General features: G+C 62.7%; 18 protein-coding genes. 5 read left to right on the top strand and 13 right to left on the bottom strand.

Annotated features, from left to right (window positions below):
- Positions 1–48: 48 nt before the first annotated feature.
- On the bottom strand, positions 49–1,593 hold the full coding sequence (locus tag AB8A27_RS17035; protein ID WP_441244937.1) for an MFS transporter: 1,545 nt from the start codon (positions 1,591–1,593) through the stop codon (positions 49–51).
- A 158-nt stretch (positions 1,594–1,751) separates the two neighbouring features.
- Here AB8A27_RS17035 and AB8A27_RS17040 point away from each other — a divergent pair, with 158 nt between their 5' ends.
- On the top strand, positions 1,752–2,609 hold the full coding sequence (locus AB8A27_RS17040; RefSeq protein WP_441242916.1) for a LysR family transcriptional regulator: 858 nt from the start codon (positions 1,752–1,754) through the stop codon (positions 2,607–2,609).
- Here the strand turns inward: AB8A27_RS17040 and AB8A27_RS17045 are convergent.
- The 3 genes from AB8A27_RS17045 to AB8A27_RS17055 form a co-directional block, all read right to left on the bottom strand.
- Positions 2,606–3,175, bottom strand: coding sequence for a DUF4865 family protein (locus AB8A27_RS17045; RefSeq protein WP_441242917.1), 570 nt, complete (start codon positions 3,173–3,175; stop codon positions 2,606–2,608). The two genes, AB8A27_RS17040 and AB8A27_RS17045, sit on opposite strands and share 4 nt — an antisense overlap.
- 265 nt (positions 3,176–3,440) lie before the next feature.
- Complete coding sequence (locus tag AB8A27_RS17050; protein WP_441242918.1) at positions 3,441–4,070, bottom strand: DUF2147 domain-containing protein; 630 nt, start codon at positions 4,068–4,070, stop codon at positions 3,441–3,443.
- Positions 4,071–4,334: 264 nt separating this feature from the next.
- Positions 4,335–5,363, bottom strand: a complete 1,029-nt coding sequence (locus AB8A27_RS17055; RefSeq protein ID WP_441242919.1) for an NAD(P)/FAD-dependent oxidoreductase — start codon at positions 5,361–5,363, stop codon at positions 4,335–4,337.
- Positions 5,364–5,563: 200 nt separating this feature from the next.
- Between AB8A27_RS17055 and AB8A27_RS17060 the strand changes: the two genes are divergently transcribed.
- Entirely contained in the window at positions 5,564–6,016 is a 453-nt protein-coding gene (locus AB8A27_RS17060) for an acyl-CoA thioesterase (RefSeq protein WP_441242920.1), read from the top strand.
- Positions 6,017–6,086: 70 nt separating this feature from the next.
- On the opposite strand, the gene AB8A27_RS17065 is transcribed toward AB8A27_RS17060, so the two are convergent.
- Both AB8A27_RS17065 and AB8A27_RS17070 read right to left on the bottom strand, forming a co-directional pair.
- On the bottom strand, positions 6,087–6,407 hold the full coding sequence (locus tag AB8A27_RS17065) for a 2Fe-2S iron-sulfur cluster-binding protein (protein WP_089265206.1): 321 nt from the start codon (positions 6,405–6,407) through the stop codon (positions 6,087–6,089).
- 143 nt (positions 6,408–6,550) lie between these two features.
- Entirely contained in the window at positions 6,551–7,021 is a 471-nt protein-coding gene (locus AB8A27_RS17070; protein WP_353647283.1) for an Hpt domain-containing protein, read from the bottom strand.
- 302 nt (positions 7,022–7,323) lie between these two features.
- Here AB8A27_RS17070 and AB8A27_RS17075 point away from each other — a divergent pair, with 302 nt between their 5' ends.
- Complete coding sequence (locus tag AB8A27_RS17075; RefSeq protein ID WP_441242921.1) at positions 7,324–12,735, top strand: hypothetical protein; 5,412 nt, start codon at positions 7,324–7,326, stop codon at positions 12,733–12,735.
- A gap of 247 nt (positions 12,736–12,982) precedes the next feature.
- On the opposite strand, the gene AB8A27_RS17080 is transcribed toward AB8A27_RS17075, so the two are convergent.
- Positions 12,983–13,930, bottom strand: coding sequence for a LysR family transcriptional regulator (locus AB8A27_RS17080; RefSeq protein ID WP_441242922.1), 948 nt, complete (start codon positions 13,928–13,930; stop codon positions 12,983–12,985).
- Between the two features lie 159 nt (positions 13,931–14,089).
- On the opposite strand from AB8A27_RS17080, the gene AB8A27_RS17085 reads away from it, so the two are divergent.
- Positions 14,090–15,052, top strand: coding sequence for an MBL fold metallo-hydrolase (locus AB8A27_RS17085; RefSeq protein WP_441242923.1), 963 nt, complete (start codon positions 14,090–14,092; stop codon positions 15,050–15,052).
- 264 nt (positions 15,053–15,316) lie between these two features.
- Here AB8A27_RS17085 and AB8A27_RS17090 read toward each other — a convergent pair whose 3' ends face one another.
- From AB8A27_RS17090 to AB8A27_RS17110, 5 genes are read right to left on the bottom strand one after another with little or no spacing between them, the layout of a single operon-like run.
- Positions 15,317–15,721, bottom strand: a complete 405-nt coding sequence (locus AB8A27_RS17090) for a GFA family protein (protein ID WP_441244938.1) — start codon at positions 15,719–15,721, stop codon at positions 15,317–15,319.
- 52 nt (positions 15,722–15,773) lie between these two features.
- Positions 15,774–16,649: an aldose 1-epimerase family protein gene (locus AB8A27_RS17095; RefSeq protein ID WP_441242924.1), complete on the bottom strand. Its 876-nt coding sequence runs from the start codon at positions 16,647–16,649 to the stop codon at positions 15,774–15,776.
- 15 nt (positions 16,650–16,664) lie between these two features.
- Entirely contained in the window at positions 16,665–17,588 is a 924-nt protein-coding gene (locus tag AB8A27_RS17100) for an MlaD family protein (protein ID WP_092146358.1), read from the bottom strand.
- 19 nt (positions 17,589–17,607) lie between these two features.
- Positions 17,608–18,420, bottom strand: coding sequence for an ABC transporter ATP-binding protein (locus AB8A27_RS17105; protein ID WP_441242925.1), 813 nt, complete (start codon positions 18,418–18,420; stop codon positions 17,608–17,610).
- 5 nt (positions 18,421–18,425) lie between these two features.
- Positions 18,426–19,556 (bottom strand): MlaE family lipid ABC transporter permease subunit, encoded by a 1,131-nt coding sequence (locus tag AB8A27_RS17110; RefSeq protein ID WP_441242926.1) that lies wholly within the window; start codon positions 19,554–19,556, stop codon positions 18,426–18,428.
- A gap of 253 nt (positions 19,557–19,809) precedes the next feature.
- Here AB8A27_RS17110 and dgcA point away from each other — a divergent pair, with 253 nt between their 5' ends.
- Complete coding sequence (gene dgcA, locus AB8A27_RS17115; RefSeq protein WP_441244939.1) at positions 19,810–20,781, top strand: N-acetyl-D-Glu racemase DgcA; 972 nt, start codon at positions 19,810–19,812, stop codon at positions 20,779–20,781.
- Here the strand turns inward: dgcA and AB8A27_RS17120 are convergent.
- Positions 20,751–21,968 (bottom strand): MFS transporter, encoded by a 1,218-nt coding sequence (locus tag AB8A27_RS17120; protein ID WP_441242927.1) that lies wholly within the window; start codon positions 21,966–21,968, stop codon positions 20,751–20,753. The two genes, dgcA and AB8A27_RS17120, sit on opposite strands and share 31 nt — an antisense overlap.
- Positions 21,969–22,011 lie beyond the last annotated feature (43 nt).

The following is a 22,011-nucleotide window of genomic DNA, read 5'->3' on the forward strand; positions in this document are numbered from 1 at the left end:
AGCTATCCATCGAGGTCCCCGCGGAAGCGAGGACCTCGGCGATCCGGACTACGCCCGACCGTCGCCTTCGACACAGCTTTGGCCATGGGACGCGCGTCTCGGCAATCCATGGCCGAAGACAACAAAGCTGACGCCCGCGAGAATCCACACGCTCATTCCGCCATAAAGCAGGACCCAGCCGAATCCTTGGGTCAGGGCGTCTCGAATGACGGCTCCGCCGGGATTGTATTCGGACGCGAGCGCGGTGCCGGCGGCGACGCTTTCTGCCAGCGAGCGGAGTAGCTCGGCACTGGTACCGCTTGGCAGTGCGGCCTTCAAAGACGCGCCTACCCCCTCGACGAGAATGAGGCCCATGAGCGCGATATTGATGGCAAGCGCAATCATGCGGGCACTCATATCGATGCCTGACGCCATGCCCGCGCGTTCCTGCGGCACCGATCCGGTCGTCGTGTTGGTCACGGGTGTGTTGGTCAGCCCCAATCCGATGCCGGCAAGGACGCATCCCGGCAGCATCGTCAGCCAGCTCGCATGCGCCACTGAGCTGCCAACCTTCATGGCGAAGAACCCTGTTCCGATCGTGAACAGGCCGAGCGGGATGAGCAGACCCGGATGGAAACGCAGCACGAGGCGTTCGGCCACCGGCGGCACGAAAAGTGTCGGCAGCGTGTAAGCTAACAGCGACAACCCTGCGCCCACGCTGCCATAGCCCAGCGCTGCCTGAAAATAGATCGGCAGATAGATCATGAATGGCCAGAAGCTGAAATTCATGGCCATCGAGCCAATCAGTGCTCCGGCAAAGTTGCGGATGCGGAAGACGGTGAAATCGAACATCGGCCGCCGGCTAATCCGCTCAGCAATGACGAAGCCGATAAGGCTGGCGACGAACACGCCGATAATTGCGAATGCCAGCGAGCTGCCGAAGCCGATATCCGGGCCTTGGGTAATGAAGAATGCGAGGCAGAAGACCGCGAGCGAGAGCGTAAGGATTCCTGCGACATCAAGACTACTGGCCTCGGGATCGCGTGACTCGCGAACACCGTTCGCGGCAAGCAACAGGGCCACTGCCGCCAGCGGGACATGGATGAGAAAGACCCATTCCCAGCTCAACAGTGCGACGATCGCGCCGCCGATAATCGGACCGAAGCCGAGACCGATACCAAAGATGATCCCCCACCAACCGAAGGCAATGGCACGCTGACGCCCTGCCGGAAATTGATGCGACAGCACCGCGACCTGGCAGATCAGCATCGCACCGCCGCTAATGCCCTGAAGAAATCTGGCAACGATCAGCACCAGTGTATTTTCGGTCAGGCCGCAAAGCAGCGATGCAGCGCCGAATGCAACGATCGAGATCAAATACACACGTTTGCGTCCATAACGATCCGCAAGCGTGCCAGTTGCCATCAGCACCGTCGTCACCGCGATCGTGTAGGCGTTCATGACCCACTGGAGTTGTTTGAAATCGGCATGAAGCACCCGCTCCAGCGTCGGCAGGACCGCGGGAATGCTGGAAATCTCCAGACCGAACATCAGGGAGGTGAGGCAGGCAGCCGCCAAAGCCAGCGTGCTTTGTCGTGTCGTTTCGGAGAGCATGGGAACCTTTCGGGATAATGACGCGCCACAGTGAAGCCCGACGACAGAGGACGAGGTCCACCCGGTCTGCGTTGCGATGAACGCAACATAGGCAGAAGTTGACCATTTCAGAATTGGATGATTGAATATTTCAGAGACAACAAATCTGGATACTTGGCATGAGCGCTCTGGACGTGGATGCGGTGCAGGCATTCGTGACCATCGCCAATCTTCAAAGCTTCACGCGTGCAGCGGAAGCGCTCGGCACGACGCAGGGCGCCATCAGCGTGAAGCTGAAGCGGCTGGAAGATCGTCTCGGCCACAGGCTGATCGAGCGAACCCCGCGACTGGTGCGCCTGTCGGCACAAGGCGCGTTATTCGTCGATTCAGCGCGCGACTTCCTGGCCGCGCATGATCGCGCTGTCGCAGCTTTGTCTGCGACCCGTCGCCGTTTCGCACTCGGCATTGCGGCCCATGTGGCCGGGCCGGAAGTTCCGACGCTGCTGGCCCGCCTGAATGCGCATGACCCCACGCTCACGATCGAGGTTCGCCTCGATAATTCACGCAACCTGCTGGACGCCTTTGACCGCGGCGAAATCGATGCGGCCATCGTCCGGCGCGAGGATGATCGCCGCGATGGCGAAGTGCTTGCGCCCGAGCATTTCGGCTGGTTCGCAGCACCGGGTTTCGTGCACCGGCCGGGCGAGGCATTGCGACTGGCCGCGCTGACGCCACTATGTGGCGTGCACGACGTTGCCATTCATGCGCTGGACGCGGCTGGCATCGCATGGACGGAGGTGTTTCTCGGTGGCGGCTCTTCAGTCGTGTCGGACGCAGTCTCGGCTGGTCTTGCCACCGCGGTGTTCTCCTGCCGGCTTGCACCACCCGGCACCATCGAAGTCAGCCAGAAGTTTGGCCTGCCGCCGCTTGCGTCATCGGAAATCGTACTTCTCTCGACACTGTCGGATATGCAATCTCGCCAAGCGCTGCGAACCCTCGCGGCTGCGTTCCGCGAACACCGCACGCACGCGGGCTAGGTCGCGTATGGAAGGCGATCCAGCAGCGGCTGCGCCAGATGCAGGATCTGATAGCAAGCACCGGCATCGGTCTGTTCGTTCTCTGACAGCAGAACGCGGGTGAAGACCCACTTCTCGGCATCCAGTCCGATCACGGCTGCAACAATTCCGGCGCGCGCCGAGAGATCCGCGTTGCGCTCGATCTCGCCTGTCATTGCCGCTGCGAGATCTGCATCGGGCGAAATAGCGACGTCCTGCCGATAGGCAAAGCGGGCCTCCCGTCCAGCCCCCTTCCGGGCATCGAGGGCAACGCGTGTTTCGATCTGCGCCCGACCGAACATATCGACGACGATCTTGTATCCGCCGTTCACGAGAAAATCGCGAAACGCCTCGTCGTGCCGCCACAGATAAAGCGAGGAATAGCTCGAAGCCGTTGCTCCGAAGCGCCCGCTTTCCCGCAGCAGAAATCCCTTGAAAAAGAGATCAGGCACCGCGTCCCAGAGCGGTCCGCGCTCCCCCGCGCGTGAGCGGATCAAGCCGAGATCATAGTCGGCCGGCAAGCGATGCTCGTAATGCGCAACGATCATCGTGATGAGCTCCTTCGGCAGCCATTGTCATTGGATCGATGCACGATATCGATCGACAGGCCGCGAAGAACAGACGCGGAATCAAATTTCTATGATCCGCTATTCAAATGGATGACGCCTGGGGGATTTGATAAGCAACGCTGGAAGCTGGCGTGCGAAGATGGAATCGGCACCAGAACAACCGACGACACCACGGCGTCGGCTTCCAATGTGTGGTGTTGGACAGTCCTTGCTTGTGGGAGAACCACAAGCAAGTTGATCGCGATCAGCGGGCGACGTTGCTGCCCGGGGTTACGTTGCTGGCTTTCTTCATCGGCGCGACGGGAGCCTTCGCCGCATTGCCGACGGTCGGTGGCTTCACGGCCGCTGCCGCGAGGGTCGGCACATATTTCGCGATCACGGTTGGATCGAGCGAGGCCATTTCGGTGTCGGGCAGGCGGTACCAGGTCTCGTCCTTGCCGAGGAGCGCAATGCCCCAGTAGCCACGCACGGTGAGCGCACGGCCATCGGCGCTGACGCTCATCTTGGCCTTGTAGACCTTGCCATCGCGCGGATCGAGAATGTTGCCGTTCTCGTACTTCATTCCCTGCTGCTGCATGTTGCGGATGAAGGAGATGCCCAGCACGGGCTGGCCCTTCCGGTCATCGACACATTTGCTGCACACGTCGTCGCCCGGTTTGTCGTCGGCGCTCGGGAATGTCTTGGCAATCGCACCCTCGAATACGCCGCCATGGTCAACCACCAGAACCCACACGACGGGCTTGTTGTTCTCGACCTTCTGCCAGAGTCCGGCGGCGGTCGGTTCTGCTGCGTGTAGAGGGCCGGCGAACATCGCGCATGCGGCCAGACCTGAGGCGATTGTGAGCGCCAGACCTCGGGATCGGAATTGTGCCATCGTCTTCCCCAGTGCAGTTCGTCGTCCAGGCATCCGCCGAGCATCCGCACTCGATCCGATTGCATAGACTATCAATCTTCCGCGACGAGAGAGTGACTGCGGTTGATGGCTTTTGCAAGATTGCCGATCACGCGCCGGATGTCTGATTGTGTCAGCGGCCATAGCTTTGCCACAAGCTACCCCACCGAACCCGACGCGGTTACCGGCGATCCGAACCGCCTTTGCATCTCCGTCATACAAGATGACCCCAACAACTAGCCAAAGTTAGTTAACGCCGAGCTTCTTCTGCAGATTTGAGGAGGACGTCGTGTACTGAAACACCAGTCGCTTGTCCGGATAGACGTAGTGATACGCTTTCTGCGCCATCAACGCCCCCTCGTGGAAGCCGGACAGGATGAGCTTCAGCTTGCCGGGATACGTATTGATATCTCCGATGGCGAAGATGCCGGGCACGTTGGTCTCGAACGACGCCGTCTCCACCGGGATCAGGTTATTCTCCAGCGTTACACCCCAGTTGGCGACCGGGCCAAGCTTCATGGTCAGACCGAAGAACGGCAGGATCGTATTGCAGTCGATCCGGACGCTCTCATTGTCGTTGCCCTTGATGACGGCTCCGGTGAGACGGCCGCCTTCGCCTTCGAGCACCGTCACCTGGCCGATCCGCAAATCCATTTGACCAGCGGCCACGAGCTTGCGCATCTGCTCGACACTATGCGGCGCTGCACGGAAATCATCGCGCCGATGCAGCAGCGTGACGCGCCGCGCGACCGGATGCAGGTTGAGCGTCCAGTCCAGCGCACTGTCGCCGCCGCCGACGATCAGCAGATCCTTGTCGCGGAATTGCTCCATCTTGCGCACCGCGTAGAACACCGACGTGCCCTCATAGGCTTCGATGCCCGGCACCGGCGGACGCTTCGGCTGAAACGATCCACCGCCGGCGGAGATCACCACAACCTTGGTTTCGAACACCTGACCTGCGTCGGTGGTCACACGAAACAGGGGATCGCCGATCTTCTCGATGGTCTCGACCATTTCATTCAGGTGAAAGGTCGGATGGAACGGCTTGATCTGCTCCAGCAATGCATCGGTCAGCCCCTGACCGGTGACCAGCGGGATCGCGGGAATGTCGTAGATCGGTTTTTCAGGATAGAGCTCGGCGCATTGGCCACCGATCTTGTCGAGAATATCGACGAGGTGGACCTTCATATCGAGCAGGCCAAGTTCAAAAACGGCGAACAGTCCGCAGGGACCGGCGCCGATGATCAGCACGTCCGTCTTGATCGTGTCGCCCATGGTGTTTTGTCTCGGTTGAACCGGGTCCACGCAATCGCAGAGCCCGGCGCCATCCGGCTGTTGCGTCCAGCCTAGCGGCGCCACACAGGGAAAGCCACAGCGGCTCGGCCTGAAATCAGCACGTGCGCCGCCCTTGCCTGGGCTGTGCAACTGCGCTGTAACAGGCGCAAACCTGCCGAGCCTTGCTGGAGATCAATTTCGTGAACGCCCCTGCCCGCGCCCCGGCGCCTGTCCTCGACGACTATCCCTATCGCCTTTCGGACAATGTGCGCTTTGCGGATCTCGATCCGAACAACCACGTCAACAACGCGGTGTATTCCAGCTATTTCGAGACCAGCCGCGTGTTGCTGATGCGGGACCCGGCATGCGGGCTGATCGCGCCGGGGCAAAGCTGGGTGCTGGCGCGGCTCGATATTCACTTTCGTGCCGAATTGCACTGGCCCGGCAAGATCGAACTCGGGCTCGGCGTCACCAGGATCGGCCGGACCTCGGTGACCTATTCGCAGGTGGTGTTTTCGGAGGGCAAGTGCATGGCCTCGGCGATCGCGACGACCGTGATGGTCGGCATCACCAGCCGACAGCCAACGCCGATCCCGCCCGACGTCGTCGACCGGTTTCAACCCTGGATGCTGCGCGGCTTGAACGCGCAGTAAATAACAAGGCTTGAAATAACGAGGCTTGAAATAACAAGTCCCGGGAAGCTCAGAACAGGTCCGGCCAGGCTCAGGCCTGGCGTTCCGGCGTGATCACGACCAGCCCATCGAGCGCATCGGTGATCTTGATCTGGCACGACAGCCGGGAGTTCGGCTTGATGTCGTAACCGAAGTCCAACATGTCCTCTTCCATCGGCGTCGGCGCACCGACGCGCTCCTGCCAGGCTTCGTCGACATAGACATGACAGGTGGCGCAGGCGCAGGCGCCGCCGCATTCGGCTTCGATACCCGGGATGGCATTGCGAATGGCCGCCTCCATCACCGTGGAGCCGATCTCGGCGTCAATGCTGCGGGTCTCACCGGAGTGATCGACAAAGTTTATCTTGGCCATGATGCTCGCGCTGCCGGAAGGAAGATACCGGCTGTCCTATAACGGGTCGATCCGGATCGCGCCAGCGCTCCGCAGCAAAACCGTCATCTGGAAAAGCAGGAACAACCATGATCCCTTTGGGGATCAAAAACGATCCCTCGGGATCAGGACCGCTTCAGAAGGACGTCGATCTCCGCCCGCGCCTCGAGAACGGCGTCGGTGAGCGTCATCAGGGCCTCAGCGGTATCGCTGCTGTCGCGCAGCGTATTTTCCAGCCATTCGGCGGCTTCCGTGATGCGGAACGCGCCAACGGCCTGCGCAGAGCCCTTCAGCTTGTGCGTAAGCTGAGCCGCATCCGTCGGCATTTTGACGATCTTCTCGATCAACTCGCTCGACTGGGCCGCGAACATCGCCAGGACTTCACGCTCCAGGCTGCTATCGCCCATGGTCATACGCTGAAGGTGGGGAAAATCGATCGGCCCGTCATCGGGAACCAGCGGCGGTGACGGCATCCATTGAACCCGTTCGAGATGAAGCGGCATTGATGATGGCCCAAATTCCCGCCAACCGGACAATCCGGCTGTGATTTTTTGCAGCCAAACACGGAATTGGTTAATGGAACGTTCCAGGGACAATCCGCCGGGTTGACGCAGTTTTGACGCAAACTCGCCACGATTGAGGGGCGATTCCGTTTATTTGAGGCGCCACAAGAAGTTACCGGGGGAAGCCGTTAACTATCATTAAGAATGTCTTAACCAGAACCATTTCATTCGCACGACCAAGCCAATAGGATGTTTGCGGAAGTAGCGGACAAGCCGAGCGACCGGCAGTCCGAAATTCGTCCCGCGGGGTGCACATGGCCAGTCGCCATGCTGCAGGCGGGGAACGAATCGCGGGGACTTCCGTCAGTTGCGTAACCAGGGGGCGTGGAACGAGCATGGCAAACAACACCAAAAAGGCCAAGGATCCGACCGAAGTCGCGCTCTCTGCCATCCAGGAAGCACTCAACATCAGCGACCCCGCGCAGGGCGATCGCGATCAACCCGCGATCCGTGCCGACAACGCTCCCGCCAATCCATCTTCCCCCGTCAACCTCGACGAGAACGCCTTCGACGCGCGCCTCGCCAATGATCGCCCGAGCTTCGAGCCACTGGAAGAGCAGCGCTTTGCGCGCCGTCCGGCGAACGATGACCGCGAAACCATCGGCCAGATCCTGCAGGCGCTGCAGAAGAACCGCCCTGCCCGCAACGTCTACACACTCGCCACTCTGTTCGCCGGTCTGTGGATCGTCGGCGCCGGTCTGCTGACCGTTGCGTTCCTGCCGTCGCTGCAGGCGCTGATCGGTCAGGGCTCAGGCGGTACGCTGGCGCTGGCTGGCCTTGCTGCGCTGCTGTTCGCCCCGATCCTGCTGTTCTATTTCCTTGCCAGCCTCGCCTGGCGCGGCCAGGAAATGCGCCTGATCGCCCAGTCGATGGCACAGGTCGCGATCCGCTTCTCCGAGCCCGAAAACACTGCCAGCGACTCGATGGTCACGGTCGGCCAGGCAATCCGCCGCGAAGTCGCCGCGATGGGCGACGGCGTCGAGCGCGCGATTGCGCGTGCCGGCGAACTCGAAACCCTCGTCGCCAACGAAGTCTCCGCGCTCGAGCGCGCCTATTCCGACAACGAAGTCCGCATCCGCGCGCTGCTGCAGGACATCGCGCATCAGCGCGACAACCTGGTCGGTCAGGCCGAGCAGGTTCGCTCCGCCATTTCCGGCGTGCAGATCGATCTTCGCCACGACATCGCGCTGATTTCGGACGCCATTGCATCGCGCGTCGACGAAGTCGCCAAGAGCATCACCGGCGCCCTCGAAGAGCGCGGCGAACACATTACCCGTGCTCTCGGCAACGCCGGCGACAACATGATCCTTGCGCTCGGCGAGCGCGGCGGCGACTTGCTCGACCGCCTCGAAGAAGCCAGCGCCGAGACCACCCGCGCGGTGCTCGACGCCAGCGAGCGTTTGACGACGAGCCTCAACTTCAAAACCGGCCACGTGCACGACGAGTTCGTCGATCTGGCAGACCGCGTTCACGAAATGCTCAACGAGCGTATCGACCGCATCACCAGCGAATTCGAACAGCGTTCGTCCACGATCGTCGATCGCGTGTCGGATCGCACCGAGCAGGTCCACGACTCGCTCAAGAATTCCAGCGATAGCCTGCTGCTCGAACTCGAGCTGCGCAGCGGCGACCTCGTCAGCAAGATCGACGATGCCGGCAACCGCCTGGCCAACCAGATCCTCACGTCAGGCGACAAGGCAGGCGAGTCCCTCGACGCCACCGTCAATGCACTGGTCGCCAAGGTCGCGAGCCAGACCGAAACCGCGCACGACACCATCAGCCTGCAGATGAACGCCTTCGACGAGCTGGTGAAGGAACAGGGCTCCGAGCTGGCCGAGCGCTTCTCGCGCGACAGCGGCACGCTGGGCGCACTGATCACCAAACACATCTCGGAATTCGACCGCACCGTGAAGACCTTCGGCGGCGAAGTCGTCGATCGCCTGGGTCAGCGCACGCAGGACATCTCGGACACGCTGAAGACCTATGTCGATAATTTCGACACCCGCGTCGCGTCCAATGTCGGCGGCATCACGTCGTCGCTCGACACCCGCCTTGCAGAATTCGAGACCAGTTTCGAAGGCCGCATCGTCAATCTCGATGCGTCGCTCGACACCCGGATCAAGTCGTTCGACGTAACTGTCGACACCCGCCTGAAGACCCTCGAAGAGACCTTCGACGCGCGCGCCCAGTCGGTCACCGCGACCATCGATACGCGTCTTGAAAACCTCGCATCGACGCTCTCGGAAGGCGCCAGCCAGGCCGTCCAGTCGGTCGACTCGCGCCTGACGCATCTGACCACCGCCCTGACCGAAGGCGCGAACCTCGCGGTCAGCTCGGTCGACGACCGCCTGACCCAGCTGACCACCGCGCTCACGGACGGCGCCGTGCAGGCGATCCACTCGATCGACGACCGCCTGTCCTACTTCACGAGCTCGCTAACCGAAGGCACGACGCAGGCGATCACGGCCATCGACAGCCGCATCAACAACGTCACCGATGCCATCGACAGCCGCAGCACGCAGTTCGCGGATACCATCACTGCGCGCTTCCAGACGATCCACGAAGGCATGGAAGGTCGTATCGGCATCGTTGCCGGCGGGATCGAAAGCCGCGTCGAACAGTTCGAGGAACTGCTCGGCTCGCGCATCGAGGCCGTCGCCGGCCGTATCGAAACGTCCGGCCGCACGGCCAGCGACTCGCTCATGGCCCGTGCCGAAGAACTCTCGATCGGCATCAAGACCAATGTCGAGGACGCCGAGCGTTCGCTCACGCATCTCATGGTCAATACCAGCGAGACCATTCAGGCCGGCGCCCGCGCCGCGCAGGAATCCCTCGTGTCTGTCTCGACCGATGTCGGCGCGCAGCTGAAGCTGACGGCGTCCGATATCGAGAGCTCGCTGACCGCTGTCGGCGCCACTGCTGCCACCGCCATTGTCAACAGCGCCCGCGATGCGCAGGCCACGCTGGTCAACGCGTCTTCCGAAGCTTCACTGCAGGTGAAGTCGCTCTCGGCCGATGTCGAACGCACCCTCACCGCGGCAGGCTCCGCCACGGCGGCCTCGATGGTCTCAGGTGCCCGCGACGCCCAGTCGACCCTGGTTGCCACCTCCTCGGAAGTCGCCACCCAGATCCAGTCGCTCTCGGCCGATATCGAACGCACCCTCACCGCGGCAGGCACCGCAACGGCCGACTCGGTGCTGTCCGGCGCCCGCGCCGCACAGAGCACGCTGGTCGCCGCGTCGACGGACGCCTCGCAGCAGGTCCGCACCCTTGCGGCTGATGTCGAGCGCACCCTGATCGCCGCCGGTACCGCCAGCGCGGACTCGATCCTGGCCAGCACGCGCAATGTCCAATCCTCGCTGATCGACGCCTCGACCGAAGCGTCGAACCATGTCCGCAACCTCGCGGCCGACATGGAGCGCAGCCTCACGACAGCCGGCACCGCGACCGCCGAGTCGATCGTCGCCGGCGCCCGCGAAGCCCAGAGCACGCTGGTCACGGCGTCCTCCGAGGCATCGAGCCATGTGAAGTCACTCGCGATCGACGTGCAGCGTACGCTCACCGCCGTCGGCGCCGATACGGCCGCTGCCATCCTGTCGAGTGCCCGCGAAGTGCAGACCTCACTGGCGACCTCGTCGGCCGACGCCGCGAACCAGATCAAGGTGATCTCCGCCGACATCGAGCGTTCGCTCTCGAACGTCACCGCCAACACCACCGACAATATCCAGACCAGTGCGCAAAATGCGCACAACTCGCTGGTTGCTGCCTCGAACGAGATCACCACCAAGATCAAGACCACCTCGTCGGAGATCGAGCGGTCGGTGTTCGCCGCTTCGGGCAGCTTCGGCACCACGATGACCGGCAAGACCGACGAAATCGTCACCTATGTGCAGCAGCAGACCGACCGTCTGTCGCAGATGGTCGACGCCAAGCGCGGTTCGCTGGTCGATGCACTGGGCGCCAAGGCCAATCAGCTCACGGTCGATATCGATCGCGTCACCGCCGACGCCCTCAAGGCAATCGAAAACCGGGGCCAGACCTTCTCGCAGACCATGGTCACCAACAGCACCGACGTGGCTCGCGCGATCACCACGGCTGGCGAACTCGCCACCGGCGCGGTCAACAAGTCGCTGAAGGATCTCGAGCAGGGCTCGCGCACCGCCATCGAGCAGTCGCGTCAGGTCTCGATCACTGCGGTCACGGAGATGCAGGAAACCAGCAAGATCCTGCGCACCGATACCGTGGCGCTGTTCGAACGCCTGCGTGAAGGCAACATCCTGTTGCAGGAAGTTCTCACCGGCGCTCACGACAACCTCAACTCGCTCGAGCGCGCCCTGGTCACCCGTGTCGCGGACTTCGTGTCCACCATGAACGACGTGACGTCGCGCAATGGCCTGGCCACCCAGACGCTGGAAGAACAGCTCACCGTGTTCACCGCCAAGACCTCGAAGGCCTTGGGCGATCTCGGCTCGCTGTCGACCCAGTTTGAAACCCATGGCCATGCCTTGGTGGATGCTGCAGCTCTGGTCGAACAGAGCAACCGCACCACGATGACGTCGGTCGGCGAACGCAAGGCGGCGCTGGAATCGCTGGTCACCACCATCGATCTGCGCACGACCGATCTCGATCAGCGCCTCACCCGCTTCACAGGCCTGCTCGATGAATCGCTGGCAGCCGCCGAAGAGCGTGCCCGCGACATCGCCCGCGTCGTCGCCGAGACCGCAGGCCAGGGCTCGGCTGCGATCAGCCGGCAATTCGAAGCCGTCCGCACCGCGGCGGAAGAAGAACGCCGCGCGACCTCGCAGGCCATGAACGAGATCTACCAGCAGGGCACGCAGGAAGCCGATGCCATGTTCAAGCAGTCGGCCGAGAAGTTCTCGTCGATGGTTGCGAGCATGAAGCAGATGGCTGCTGAAATGCACAGCGAGCTCGAGAACACCCGCACCGAGCTGCGCCGTGGCGTTCTCGACATGCCGCAGGAAGCCGCCGAGAGCACTGCGCAGATGCGCAAGGTGATCGTCGACCAGATCGAGGCGCTCGCCGAACTGAACCGCATCGTTGCGCGCCATGGCCGTGGCCTCGACGTGGTCTCAACCAGCCGCAGCAGCGTGCAGCGCGACGAGGAGCCGGCGATGGCGATCGCCAGCAGCCGCAGCGAAGCGCGTCACGAAGCTCCGCGCCCGGCCCCACGCCGCGAGGAGCCGCCGGCCCGCAGCGCAACGAGCCTGCCGATGCCTGATATCGGTGGCCCTGCCCCGCGCCGCACCGAAGCCCCGTCGGTCGCTCCGGCCAACTCCGACCAGGGCCGTGACGGCTGGCTGTCGGATCTGCTCGGCCGCGCCGATCACGTCGAGGAAGATCGCACGCCGCCGCGCCGCGCCTCAGCTCCGCAGCAGCCTGCAGCCTCGACCAATCCGCTGGAGTCGCTTTCGCTCGACATCAGCCGACTGATGGATCGGACGCTGGCTGCAGAGATGTGGGATCGCTATCAGCGCGGCGAGAGCAAGGCCTTCAGCAAGCGGCTCTACACGCCCGCCGGCCAGAAAGCCTTCGACGAAGTCGCCCGCAAGTATCGGTCGGATCGCAACTTCAAGGGCACGGTGGATCGCTACATCACCGAGTTCGAACGCCTGCTCGACGAAGTCGCCCGCGACGAACGCGGCCCGGCGGCGCTGCGTAGCCACCTGACCTCGGAGACGGGTCTGGTCTACACCCTGCTTGCGCATGCAGCAGGCCGGCTGGGCTAAGCAAGACCACATACGAACGCGAAAAGCGGAGGCAGCGATGCCTCCGCTTTTTTGTTAGACTAGGTCGTGACCTCATAAAGAGGAAACGCCCGAGATGGAGCTTCAACGCAACTTCGGCGACACGCTTGATTTCTGCCGATCCGCGCCATCTGCGGAGATTGGACGCTTATCCGAAACCGGACAGCCAGCGCGAACTGTGAAAGCGGCGGCAAGATCTTCGATCATCATTGATCTGCGCATCGAACGATCATGAAACTCCGGCGCTTGACGCCGTTTGCCTGAGAAGCCAATCCGCCTGGAGCTGCGCCATATCGGCCCGCAGACGCGGCACGGCCCAGTCCAGAAAATACCGGACCTTCAACGGCTGCAGTCCGGCATCCGGATAGACCAAGCTGACCGGTAACGGCTCCGGCGCGAAATCCGGTAAGAGAATCTGTAGCCGACCAGATTTTAGTTCATCCGCCACCTGATAGCAGAGCACCCGGATGATCCCGATGCCGGCAAGGGCGGCCTGTATGGCCGCGTCCGTTGTATTCACCGCCAGCTTCGAGCGCGGCTCCACGGAGAAGGCAGCGGTGTCTCGCCGATAGCGCCATTCGGGCGATGTCGCGAAGCCATTGAAAGCAATTCCGTCATGCCGTGCCAGATCTTCCGGCACGCGCGGGGTGCCATTCCGAGCCAGATAAGCAGGGCTGGCACAGATAACACGGTGAACGACGCCGACGCGCGTCGCGATCAGTGCATTGTCCTCCAGATGCCCGATGCGCAAAGCAAGATCGACATGCTCGCTCACGAGATCGATCTGCTTATCGGCCAGGGTGAGCCGCAACGAGATATCGGGCTGCTCCGCCAGAAAGCTCAGTGCGATGGGCAACAGATGACGCTCCCCGAATGCGACGGGGGCCGTGACATGGAGCACGCCACGTGGCGCATTGTATTCGCCGCCCGCCTCTCGCTCTGCCTCCTCCAACTGTTCGAGTATCCGACGTGAGGCGGCGACATAAGCACGGCCGGCATCGGTGAGAGTGAGCTTGCGGCTAGTGCGTATGACCAACCGGGTGCCGAGATGCTGCTCAAGTTCGGCCACCTTGCGGCTAACCGTGGCGAGTGGTGCGCGCAGATGCCGGGCACCGGCGGACAGGCTGCCAGCTTCGACAACAGCCAGCAGCACCGACATGGCCTCGAACCGGTCCATCATACCTTCCGAACTGTGGGAGGAACCCTCCTGCAGTCTTAGGATACCGTTTTACCATTAGCGACTCTAGTTTTCGCGACGCTGAGGGCCTCGCGGGATGCGTGCCACAGATAGCGGACGCGCGCTAAGGCGGCGTCAAGGATCAGGAAGGCGCCAACCATGAACAATTTCTCTCGTCGCACGCTCATCAGCGGACTCGGTGTCGGCATCGTGGGCAGTGGCCTTCTTCCCGGGATTGCCGCAGCCGAAAACGCGGCGGCTCCGGCAAAGGGTGTGACGCCTTTGGCGCAGATCCAGATCGGCCGCTTCACCGTGACCGCGCTGACCGACGGCTATGCGGACATGCCTTACACTTATTTCCCCGGTCGCACGGCCGAACAGGTGGAACAGGCTGCAAAGGCGCAGTTCACGGCGCGGCCGAGCGGCGTGCGTTTCGTGTTCAATCAGTATCTGATCGAGGACGGCCAGCGCCGGATTCTGATCGATACCGGGCCGGCAGGTTCCATCGGCCAGACAGGTGCACTCCCGAAGGCGCTCGCCGCATTCGGCATCAGCCGCGATCAAATCGATGCAGTGATCGTGACGCATATGCATCAGGACCACATGGGTGGCCTGATCGCTGGCGGGAAGAAGAATTTTCCCAAGGCCGAGCTCTATGTCGACCGTCGCGACGTCGTGCATTGGACCGATCCGGCAAAGCAAGCCGGTGCGCCCGACTATCTGCAGCCCAGCTTCAAAATGGCGAACGAAGTCGTGCGTCTGTATCCCAAGCTGCAGAAGATCGATGGCGAGCGCGAGATCGTGCGCGGCATTTCCATTGTGGATCTGACCGGTCATACGCCAGGCCATATCGGCGTGCGGATCGCCGATGCCGGTCAGAGCCTCATCATGGTATCCGACATGGTCTTCCCCGTGATCCATCCGAGCGCAACCGATGTGGGCTTCCTGTTTGAACAGGACCGCCCGGCGGCACAGGCGATGCGCGACAAGTTCTTTGCGCGCGCAGCTTCCGAAGGCGCGCTGATCGCGGCGACGCATATGCCCTTCCCCGGCCTCGGTCGCATCGTCTCGGATCGCGGACAACTGCGCTGGCAGGTGGCGGACTGGGCCTTGCAGACCTGAACGACAGGCTGACGCGCTGAGCGAAACGCCCCGGCGCAACAACAGCTTTACAGGATCACCCGCGAGACGCGGCCCGGCAGCGCTGTGAGCCACCTGACCTCGGAGACGGGTCTGGTCTACACCCTGCTCGCACATGCATCGGGCCGGCCGGGCTAAGCAAGACCATAGACGAACGCGAAAAGCGGAGGCAGCGATGCCTCCGCTTTTTTGTTGGGCGTATCGTTGTGCCGGAGCGTTATGTCGGGGATCAGGCCGACGCTGTCGTCACGCGGGATCCTTGTCGTGAATGCTGACGCCGAATGGCAGCGTCACCCAGGGATGTCTGCGACTGTGATAGACGGAGATCGCCGGCGGCGGAAAATCCGGATCGGCAAAGCAGCCGACCGCCACGGCGACGGAACGCCCTTCATATCCTTCTTCGGTGTGAAAGAGATTAGTGCCGCAGACGGGGCAGAACCGGAATCGGAAGCGCGCGCCCTGATCCCCTGTGCGGACATACTCGGTCGCGATGCCGCTTATACTGTAACCTGGCCCGAAGCACGCGAGCGCGGCGAAGACGCTGCCGGTCCGGCGCTGGCAGGCAAAACAGTGGCATATACCGACGCCCTTAGGCTCACCTTCGAGCGCGATGGACAGCTGGCCGCACGAACAGGACGCAGTTCTCGACATGACGAGCCTCCTCGATGCAGCGGTCTGCTGGATCACGGGCTGTAACGATCGTCTACGCGAACCCGATGCGTTGGGTGACGCTGCGTGTCTCGCCCACCGCGATGTGCATCACGCCCGGCTTGTCGGCAAACTCGCCGTCGAAATCCACAGGACTGGCGTAACCATACCACGGCTCGATGCAGAGGAATGCAGCTCCGGATGGTTTCGACCAGATGCCCAGTTCGCGAAAACCTTCCCAGGCGAAGGTGATCGTTGGTCCGCCAGGCGCGCTATAGCTCAGCGACGTGCTGGCAAGCTGATCGAAGATCATCGCATCCTTGACGAAGAGCGATTCGGACAGTGCCAGTGCGCCGCCCTGCACCGGCGACGGCTCCGGCTCCTTCAGCAGTAACCCGCCTTCGAGGCGTCGGATCGGTGCGGGCTCTGCATCGGAGAAGATGATCGTATGCGCTCGCTTGTCGGCGCCCTCGGTCAAGGGCCAATGAAAGGCCGGATGCGCGCCAATCGAGGCCGGCAGCATCTCGTCGCCTGTGTTGGTCACGGCATAGCCGATCACCAGCTCATCGTCCTCGATGGCATAGGTCACGTCCAGTTTGAACGCGAACGGATACTTCGCCCGGCTGGCGTCATTGTCCGTCAGCGATAGCGAGCAGGACGACGGCCCCTGCCCGGTCCAGCTGAAGCGCTGGTCACGGGCAAAACCGTGCTGGGTCATGGCATAGACCTGGCCGCGATGGCGCAGCACATCGTCCTTCAGCTTGCCAACGATCGGAAACAGCAGCGGCGCATGCCGAGGCCATTCGGGGCCCGCTTGCCACAACACTTCGTGTCTATTTGCATCTTTCAGCGAACAGAGCTCGGCGCCGTCAGCCTTGATACTCGCCGTGACGCGGCCGTTGCTGATGGTGAAAAGATCGTCATTCGCCATCAGCACTCTCCATTCCTATTGAGCCTGCCGGCGGCGCGGAGGAGCAGCAGGTGCTGCCGCCGGGGCCGGCGATGCCGCAGGTGTACTGCTGCTACTGGCGCCGAACAACAGGCGCGTCGGGTTGCGGTCGAGATTGTTCACAGCGCGGCTGATATCCGCGAGGGTACGACGGCCATCGAGCATCAATGCACCGGACCGCTTGTCGAGATTCTCTGTCAGCTCATGGAACGACTTCACGGCCGCGGTCAGCTCACCGCCGTCCTTGCCGCCTGCGAGCGCATCTAGGCCGAGCAGGATATTGTCGGTTCGCGCCACCACGCTATCCGCCTTGCCCATGACGCCGTCGGCCTTGCCCATCACGCTGTCGATCTTCAGCATGATGCTGTCGATCACTTCGGAGTTCTTCGCGAGCGTCGCCGTGAAGGTTTCGACATTCTTCATGGCGCCCTTGAGGGTATCCTGATTGTCGGCAACCAGACGATTGACGTTGTTGAGCGTTGCCCGGATCGATTCAGAGATATCGCGCAGCAATTCCGGATCGGCCGTCAGCACCGGGACACCATCGGTATCGAGCGGCACTGCGGGCGCGCCCTCATCGCCGCCCTTCAGCGCGATAGCTGCCACACCCGTCAGGCCCTGAAACTCGAGACCGACCATCGTGTCCTTGCGGATTGGCGCAATGTTTTCGACCATCGCCAGCGCAACGACGCGCTTGGGATTGTCAAGCTTCACGGAGACGACCTCGCCAACGCGGATACCATTGAAGTTGACGTTGCCGCCGTTGCGCAGACCCGAGGCCGCACCTTCGAAGATGATCCGCAGCGGCGTGCGCTGCTGGGTCGAATGCAGATTCTGGAACCAGAGCACGAAGCCGAACGCCGCGGCGATCACCGCCAGCGTGAAAGTTCCGATCAGGACGAAGTTCGCCCGCGTTTCCATCAACCCAACTCCAGTACAACTAGCCGATAACAGCGCGTGCGCGCTTGCCGTGGAAATATTCCCGTAGCCAGGGATGTTGCGAGGCCAGCATGTCGGCCATCGTTCCCTGCGCGATGATCTTGCCACTGCCGAGAACGGCGATCCGGTCGCAGGCTGTATGCAGGCTGTCGAGATCATGAGTTACCATGAAAACGGTCAGCCCCAAAGTTCGCTGCAGCGTGCGCACCAGTTCGTCGAAGTCGCCGGCGCCGATCGGATCGAGACCCGAGGTCGGCTCGTCCAGAAACACGATCTCCGGATCGAGCGCGAGCGCGCGCGCCAGCGCAACGCGCTTGATCATGCCGCCCGAGAGTTCAGACGGATAGCGATCCGCGACCTCCGGCTTGAGGCCGACCATGGTGAGCTTGGCCATGGTGATCTCATCAAGCAGGCGTTCGGAGACCTTGAGATATTCGCGCACCGGAAACTGGATGTTCTGCCGCACGTTGAGCGACGAGAACAGCGCCCCGTGCTGAAACAGAATACCCCAGCGCCGCTCGACATCGCGGCGTTCCTTATCGCCTCTGTCGAGATCGGTGCCAAACACTTCGATCGTTCCCGAGACTTTCGGCACGAGGCCAATGATTGTGCGCATCAGCACGGACTTGCCAGCGCCGGACGCGCCGACGAAGCCGAGGATTTCACCGCGGGTGACATCGAGATTGAGGCCATCGAGCACACGGCGGCTGCCAAACGCCACGGTGAGATCGCGCACGCTGATGATCGCATCGGCAGACGTAGAGGCAGCAGCCGTCGGCGTCTCGGCAATGGGCGTCGCAGTCGTCGAGATCATGGCCGTCAGATCCCGATCGATGCGAAGAAGATCGCGAACACGCCGTCCATCACGATCACGAAGAAGATCCCCTTCACCACAGACGACGTGGTGTGCTGTCCCAGCGACTCCGCACTGCCCTGCACAGCCAGGCCTTCGACGCAGGCCACGATGCCGATCACCATGGCCATCACCGGCGCTTTCACCATGCCGACGATGAAGTGGTTGATCGAAATCGCCTCGCGCAGCCGCGACAGGAACGACGATGGATCGACGCCCCCATAGAGCCAGGCGACCAGACCGCCGCCGTAGAGCGCAGCCATCGCGCCGAGAAATGCGAGAATGGGCAGCGCCAGCACCAGCGCCACCATGCGCGGCAGGATCAGAACTTCGATGGCATCGAAGCCCATGGTGCGAAGCGCATCGATCTCCTCGCGCATCTTCATGGAGCCGAGCTCGGCGGTATATGCGCTGCCGGAACGCCCGGCGACCATGATCGCCACTAGCAGCACGCCGAGCTCGCGCAGCACCAGCACGCCGAGCATATCAACCACGAAGACGTCGGCGCCGAAGCGGCGAAAATGGAACAGGCCCTGCTGGGCAACGATACAGCCGATCAGGAAGGTGATCAGGACCACGATCGGTACCGCGTTCCAGCACACCTGCTGCAGGTGATGCACCACCGAGGTGAGCCGGAATTTTGACGGATGCCGCCAGACGCGGAACCAGGCCGCGATCACGGCACCAATCATATCGACCAGCGCGACGAGGGTTTCCCCGATACCATAGATATTGCGGCCGATGCCATCGAGCACGGCAGTCAGGGCGCTACCGCTTGCCGGTAACGGGACCGTGGGCTTCACGCGGCGGACCTCGTCGACCAGGGTCGCGTAATTCGCCGACAGGCCCGCGATCTGCGCCTCGTGGCCGCCATTGGTCAGCGCCCGACGCAACCGCTCGATCAGCCAGGCGCCGAATGTATCCAGCTTGGAGACCTGCGACACGTCGATGAAGATGTTGGGGCGGCTACCCGTCAGCTTCTCGGCCTCGCCGACGAGTTTTTCGAGCGCGGGGGCAAAACGGGCCGTCCACGACCCAGCCGCGCACAGCGCCAAGCCGTCGCCTTTCGCGATCTGTTCCAGGGTCGGGCCGCTCAAAACAGGCTCCCGCGGGCGTTCAGTCTGTGCATGAACAAAGTATTAACACGCCCAAATACGTTTTTGAGAAGCCAAGTGAAGCCAACACGTTGCTATGGTTAATATAGCCTTAATCCGCCCTGTCAGACACCGGCATTGCGTCGCAAACAAGTTCACGGCGATCACGTAAACTTATAGACACGTCATTACCCGCCGTTGCCGGCACAGCCCGAAAGACGCCGCATTGTCCGCATCCGACGCTGCCCCCGCCCTAATGACCGCCCGGATCGAGCAATGGCCGATCGCAGGCGCCTTCACCATCAGCCGCGGCGCCAAGACCGAGGCGGTCGTCGTGGTCGCCGAGATTCACCGCGGCGGTTTGACCGGCCGTGGCGAATGCGTCCCCTATGCGCGCTATGGCGAGACCCCGGAGGCCACGCTGGCGGCCATCCTGGCGATGCAGGACCGGTTTGCCGCGGGCCTCGACCGAAACGCCCTGCAATCGGCCATGCCTGCCGGTGCGGCCCGTAACGCCGTGGATTGCGCCCTGCTCGACCTCGAAGCCAAGAGCCGGGGCCAGCGCGTCTGGAACATGCTGCAGCGGCCGGCACCGCGCGCCTGCACCACCGCCTATACAATCTCGCTTGGTACGCCCGAGGCGATGGCCTCCGCCACCGCAAAGGCCGCCTACCGGCCGTTGCTGAAGATAAAGCTCGGCAGTGACGACGACATCAGCCGCATCACGGCCGTGCGCCGGGCTGCGCCGGAATCCGAGTTGATCGTCGATGCCAATGAGGCGTGGACGCCGGACAACCTGAAAGCCAATCTCGATGCCTGCCATAACGCCGGCGTCACGCTGATCGAGCAGCCGCTGCCGGCAGGCAAGGATGATGCGCTGATGCATGTGCATCGGCCGATCATGGTCTGCGCCGACGAGAGCGTGCATGGCCTCGCTTCGCTTGAGGCGTTACGCGGGCGTTATGATGCGATCAACATCAAGCTCGACAAGACCGGCGGCCTGACCGAAGCGCTGGCGATGGCCGATGCCGCGCGTGCCATGAATCTCGACATCATGGTCGGTTGCATGGTGGCAACGTCGCTGGCGATGGCGCCGGCGATGCTGATTGCGCAATATGCACGCTTCGTCGATCTCGATGGTCCGCTATTGCTGGCCGGGGATCGCGACGGCGGTCTGCGCTATGACGAGAGTACGGTCTATCCGCCCGACGCGGCGCTGTGGGGCTGATCGCCCGCAACGCCCGGCGGCTGCCCGGCGCGATGCCGGCCGAACCATATGACGGTCGCGCCAGCAAAGCCGAGCACGGCCATCACGTAGTAAACGCCCTCGCCGTAACGCGCATAGATCGCGCCTGACAGAACTGCCATGCTGCTCATCACAAGGCCGGTGCAGGCCGTGACATAGCCCTGCGCGCGCGCCATGACGTGCGGCGAGACGTGATGCAGCAACAGGCCCATTGTGCCGAGCTGCGTCAGGCCATAGGTCGCGCCGTGCAGCAATTGCACAACCACGAGAATCGGGAGCGGAAGCGTTTGCGCGGTCAGCGTCCAGCGCAGCAACGCGCCAAGCCCACCAAGGATGACCATGGTCGCAGGTGCCAATGTCAGGCGCGGCGACACTGCGAACAGGACAATCTCGGCCAGCACGCCGAGCGTCCATAGACCAGCGATTGTGAGGCCGTCGAGCCCAGCCGCCTGCCAGGTGATCGACGCGAAGGTGTAGTAGCCGGCATGGCTGCCCTGGATCAGCGCTGCGGAGATCGCTATGGCGAGAAAGCCGGGATCGCGCAGCAACGCGCTTGCCTTCGACAGCACCGTGCCGTCGCCTGTCGGCGCGCCAAGCGGCTGCAGACCCAGGCTGACGACAGCCGACAGCACCATCGCTGCAACAATCACCCAGATCAGATGCTCACCGTCGAGCCAGTTGACCACCAGACCGCAGGCAAGCGCACCAACCACGAAGGCGGCCGAGCCCCATAGTCGCAATGGCCCGTAATCGAAGCCGAAGCGCACCACGCCCTTGAGCGCATAGCCATCGGTCAGCGCCGTGAGCGGTGTCCACACCACTGCAGTCAGCGCGAACACCAGGAGCACGACGAGTGGCTCGCGCAGCGTGCCGACCACCGCGAAGCCGATCATGGTGAGGAAGGCGCAGGCGATCATGGTCTGGCGCAGGGCGTGACGCCGCTCGGCGAAGGCGGTGATGAAAGGCAGCGTGGTGAAGCGCGTCATCGACGGCACCGCCAGGATGGCGCCGATCCAGGTCGGATCGATCCCGATCGCCTTCAGCCAGACCGGAAAGAACGGCAGATAGAAACCGCTGGAGCCGAACACCGTGCCGTAGAACATCGCCAGCCGCTGCGCGAATTTGCGGCGGATTTGCGGGGCGCTATGGGTGGCGGATTCGGCTATCATGAGGTGAACTGCGATTCGCTACGGGATCGTGGTGATGGTTACA

This window comes from Tardiphaga sp. 768_D3_N2_1, from assembly GCF_052076105.1.
Lineage (GTDB): Bacteria > Pseudomonadota > Alphaproteobacteria > Rhizobiales > Xanthobacteraceae > Tardiphaga.

Coding starts and splice junctions, on each gene's coding strand:
- AB8A27_RS17040 (WP_441242916.1), top strand. CDS start 1,752: ATGAGCGCTCTGGACGTGGATGCGGTGCAGGCATTCGTGACCATCGCC.
- AB8A27_RS17120 (WP_441242927.1), bottom strand. CDS start 21,968: ATGATAGCCGAATCCGCCACCCATAGCGCCCCGCAAATCCGCCGCAAA.
- dgcA (WP_441244939.1), top strand. CDS start 19,810: ATGACCGCCCGGATCGAGCAATGGCCGATCGCAGGCGCCTTCACCATC.
- AB8A27_RS17045 (WP_441242917.1), bottom strand. CDS start 3,175: ATGATCGTTGCGCATTACGAGCATCGCTTGCCGGCCGACTATGATCTC.
- AB8A27_RS17075 (WP_441242921.1), top strand. CDS start 7,324: ATGGCAAACAACACCAAAAAGGCCAAGGATCCGACCGAAGTCGCGCTC.
- AB8A27_RS17100 (WP_092146358.1), bottom strand. CDS start 17,588: ATGGAAACGCGGGCGAACTTCGTCCTGATCGGAACTTTCACGCTGGCG.
- AB8A27_RS17055 (WP_441242919.1), bottom strand. CDS start 5,363: ATGGGCGACACGATCAAGACGGACGTGCTGATCATCGGCGCCGGTCCC.
- AB8A27_RS17085 (WP_441242923.1), top strand. CDS start 14,090: ATGAACAATTTCTCTCGTCGCACGCTCATCAGCGGACTCGGTGTCGGC.
- AB8A27_RS17035 (WP_441244937.1), bottom strand. CDS start 1,593: ATGCTCTCCGAAACGACACGACAAAGCACGCTGGCTTTGGCGGCTGCC.
- AB8A27_RS17095 (WP_441242924.1), bottom strand. CDS start 16,649: ATGGCGAATGACGATCTTTTCACCATCAGCAACGGCCGCGTCACGGCG.
- AB8A27_RS17050 (WP_441242918.1), bottom strand. CDS start 4,070: ATGGCACAATTCCGATCCCGAGGTCTGGCGCTCACAATCGCCTCAGGT.
- AB8A27_RS17090 (WP_441244938.1), bottom strand. CDS start 15,721: ATGTCGAGAACTGCGTCCTGTTCGTGCGGCCAGCTGTCCATCGCGCTC.
- AB8A27_RS17105 (WP_441242925.1), bottom strand. CDS start 18,420: ATGATCTCGACGACTGCGACGCCCATTGCCGAGACGCCGACGGCTGCT.
- AB8A27_RS17080 (WP_441242922.1), bottom strand. CDS start 13,930: ATGGACCGGTTCGAGGCCATGTCGGTGCTGCTGGCTGTTGTCGAAGCT.
- AB8A27_RS17065 (WP_089265206.1), bottom strand. CDS start 6,407: ATGGCCAAGATAAACTTTGTCGATCACTCCGGTGAGACCCGCAGCATT.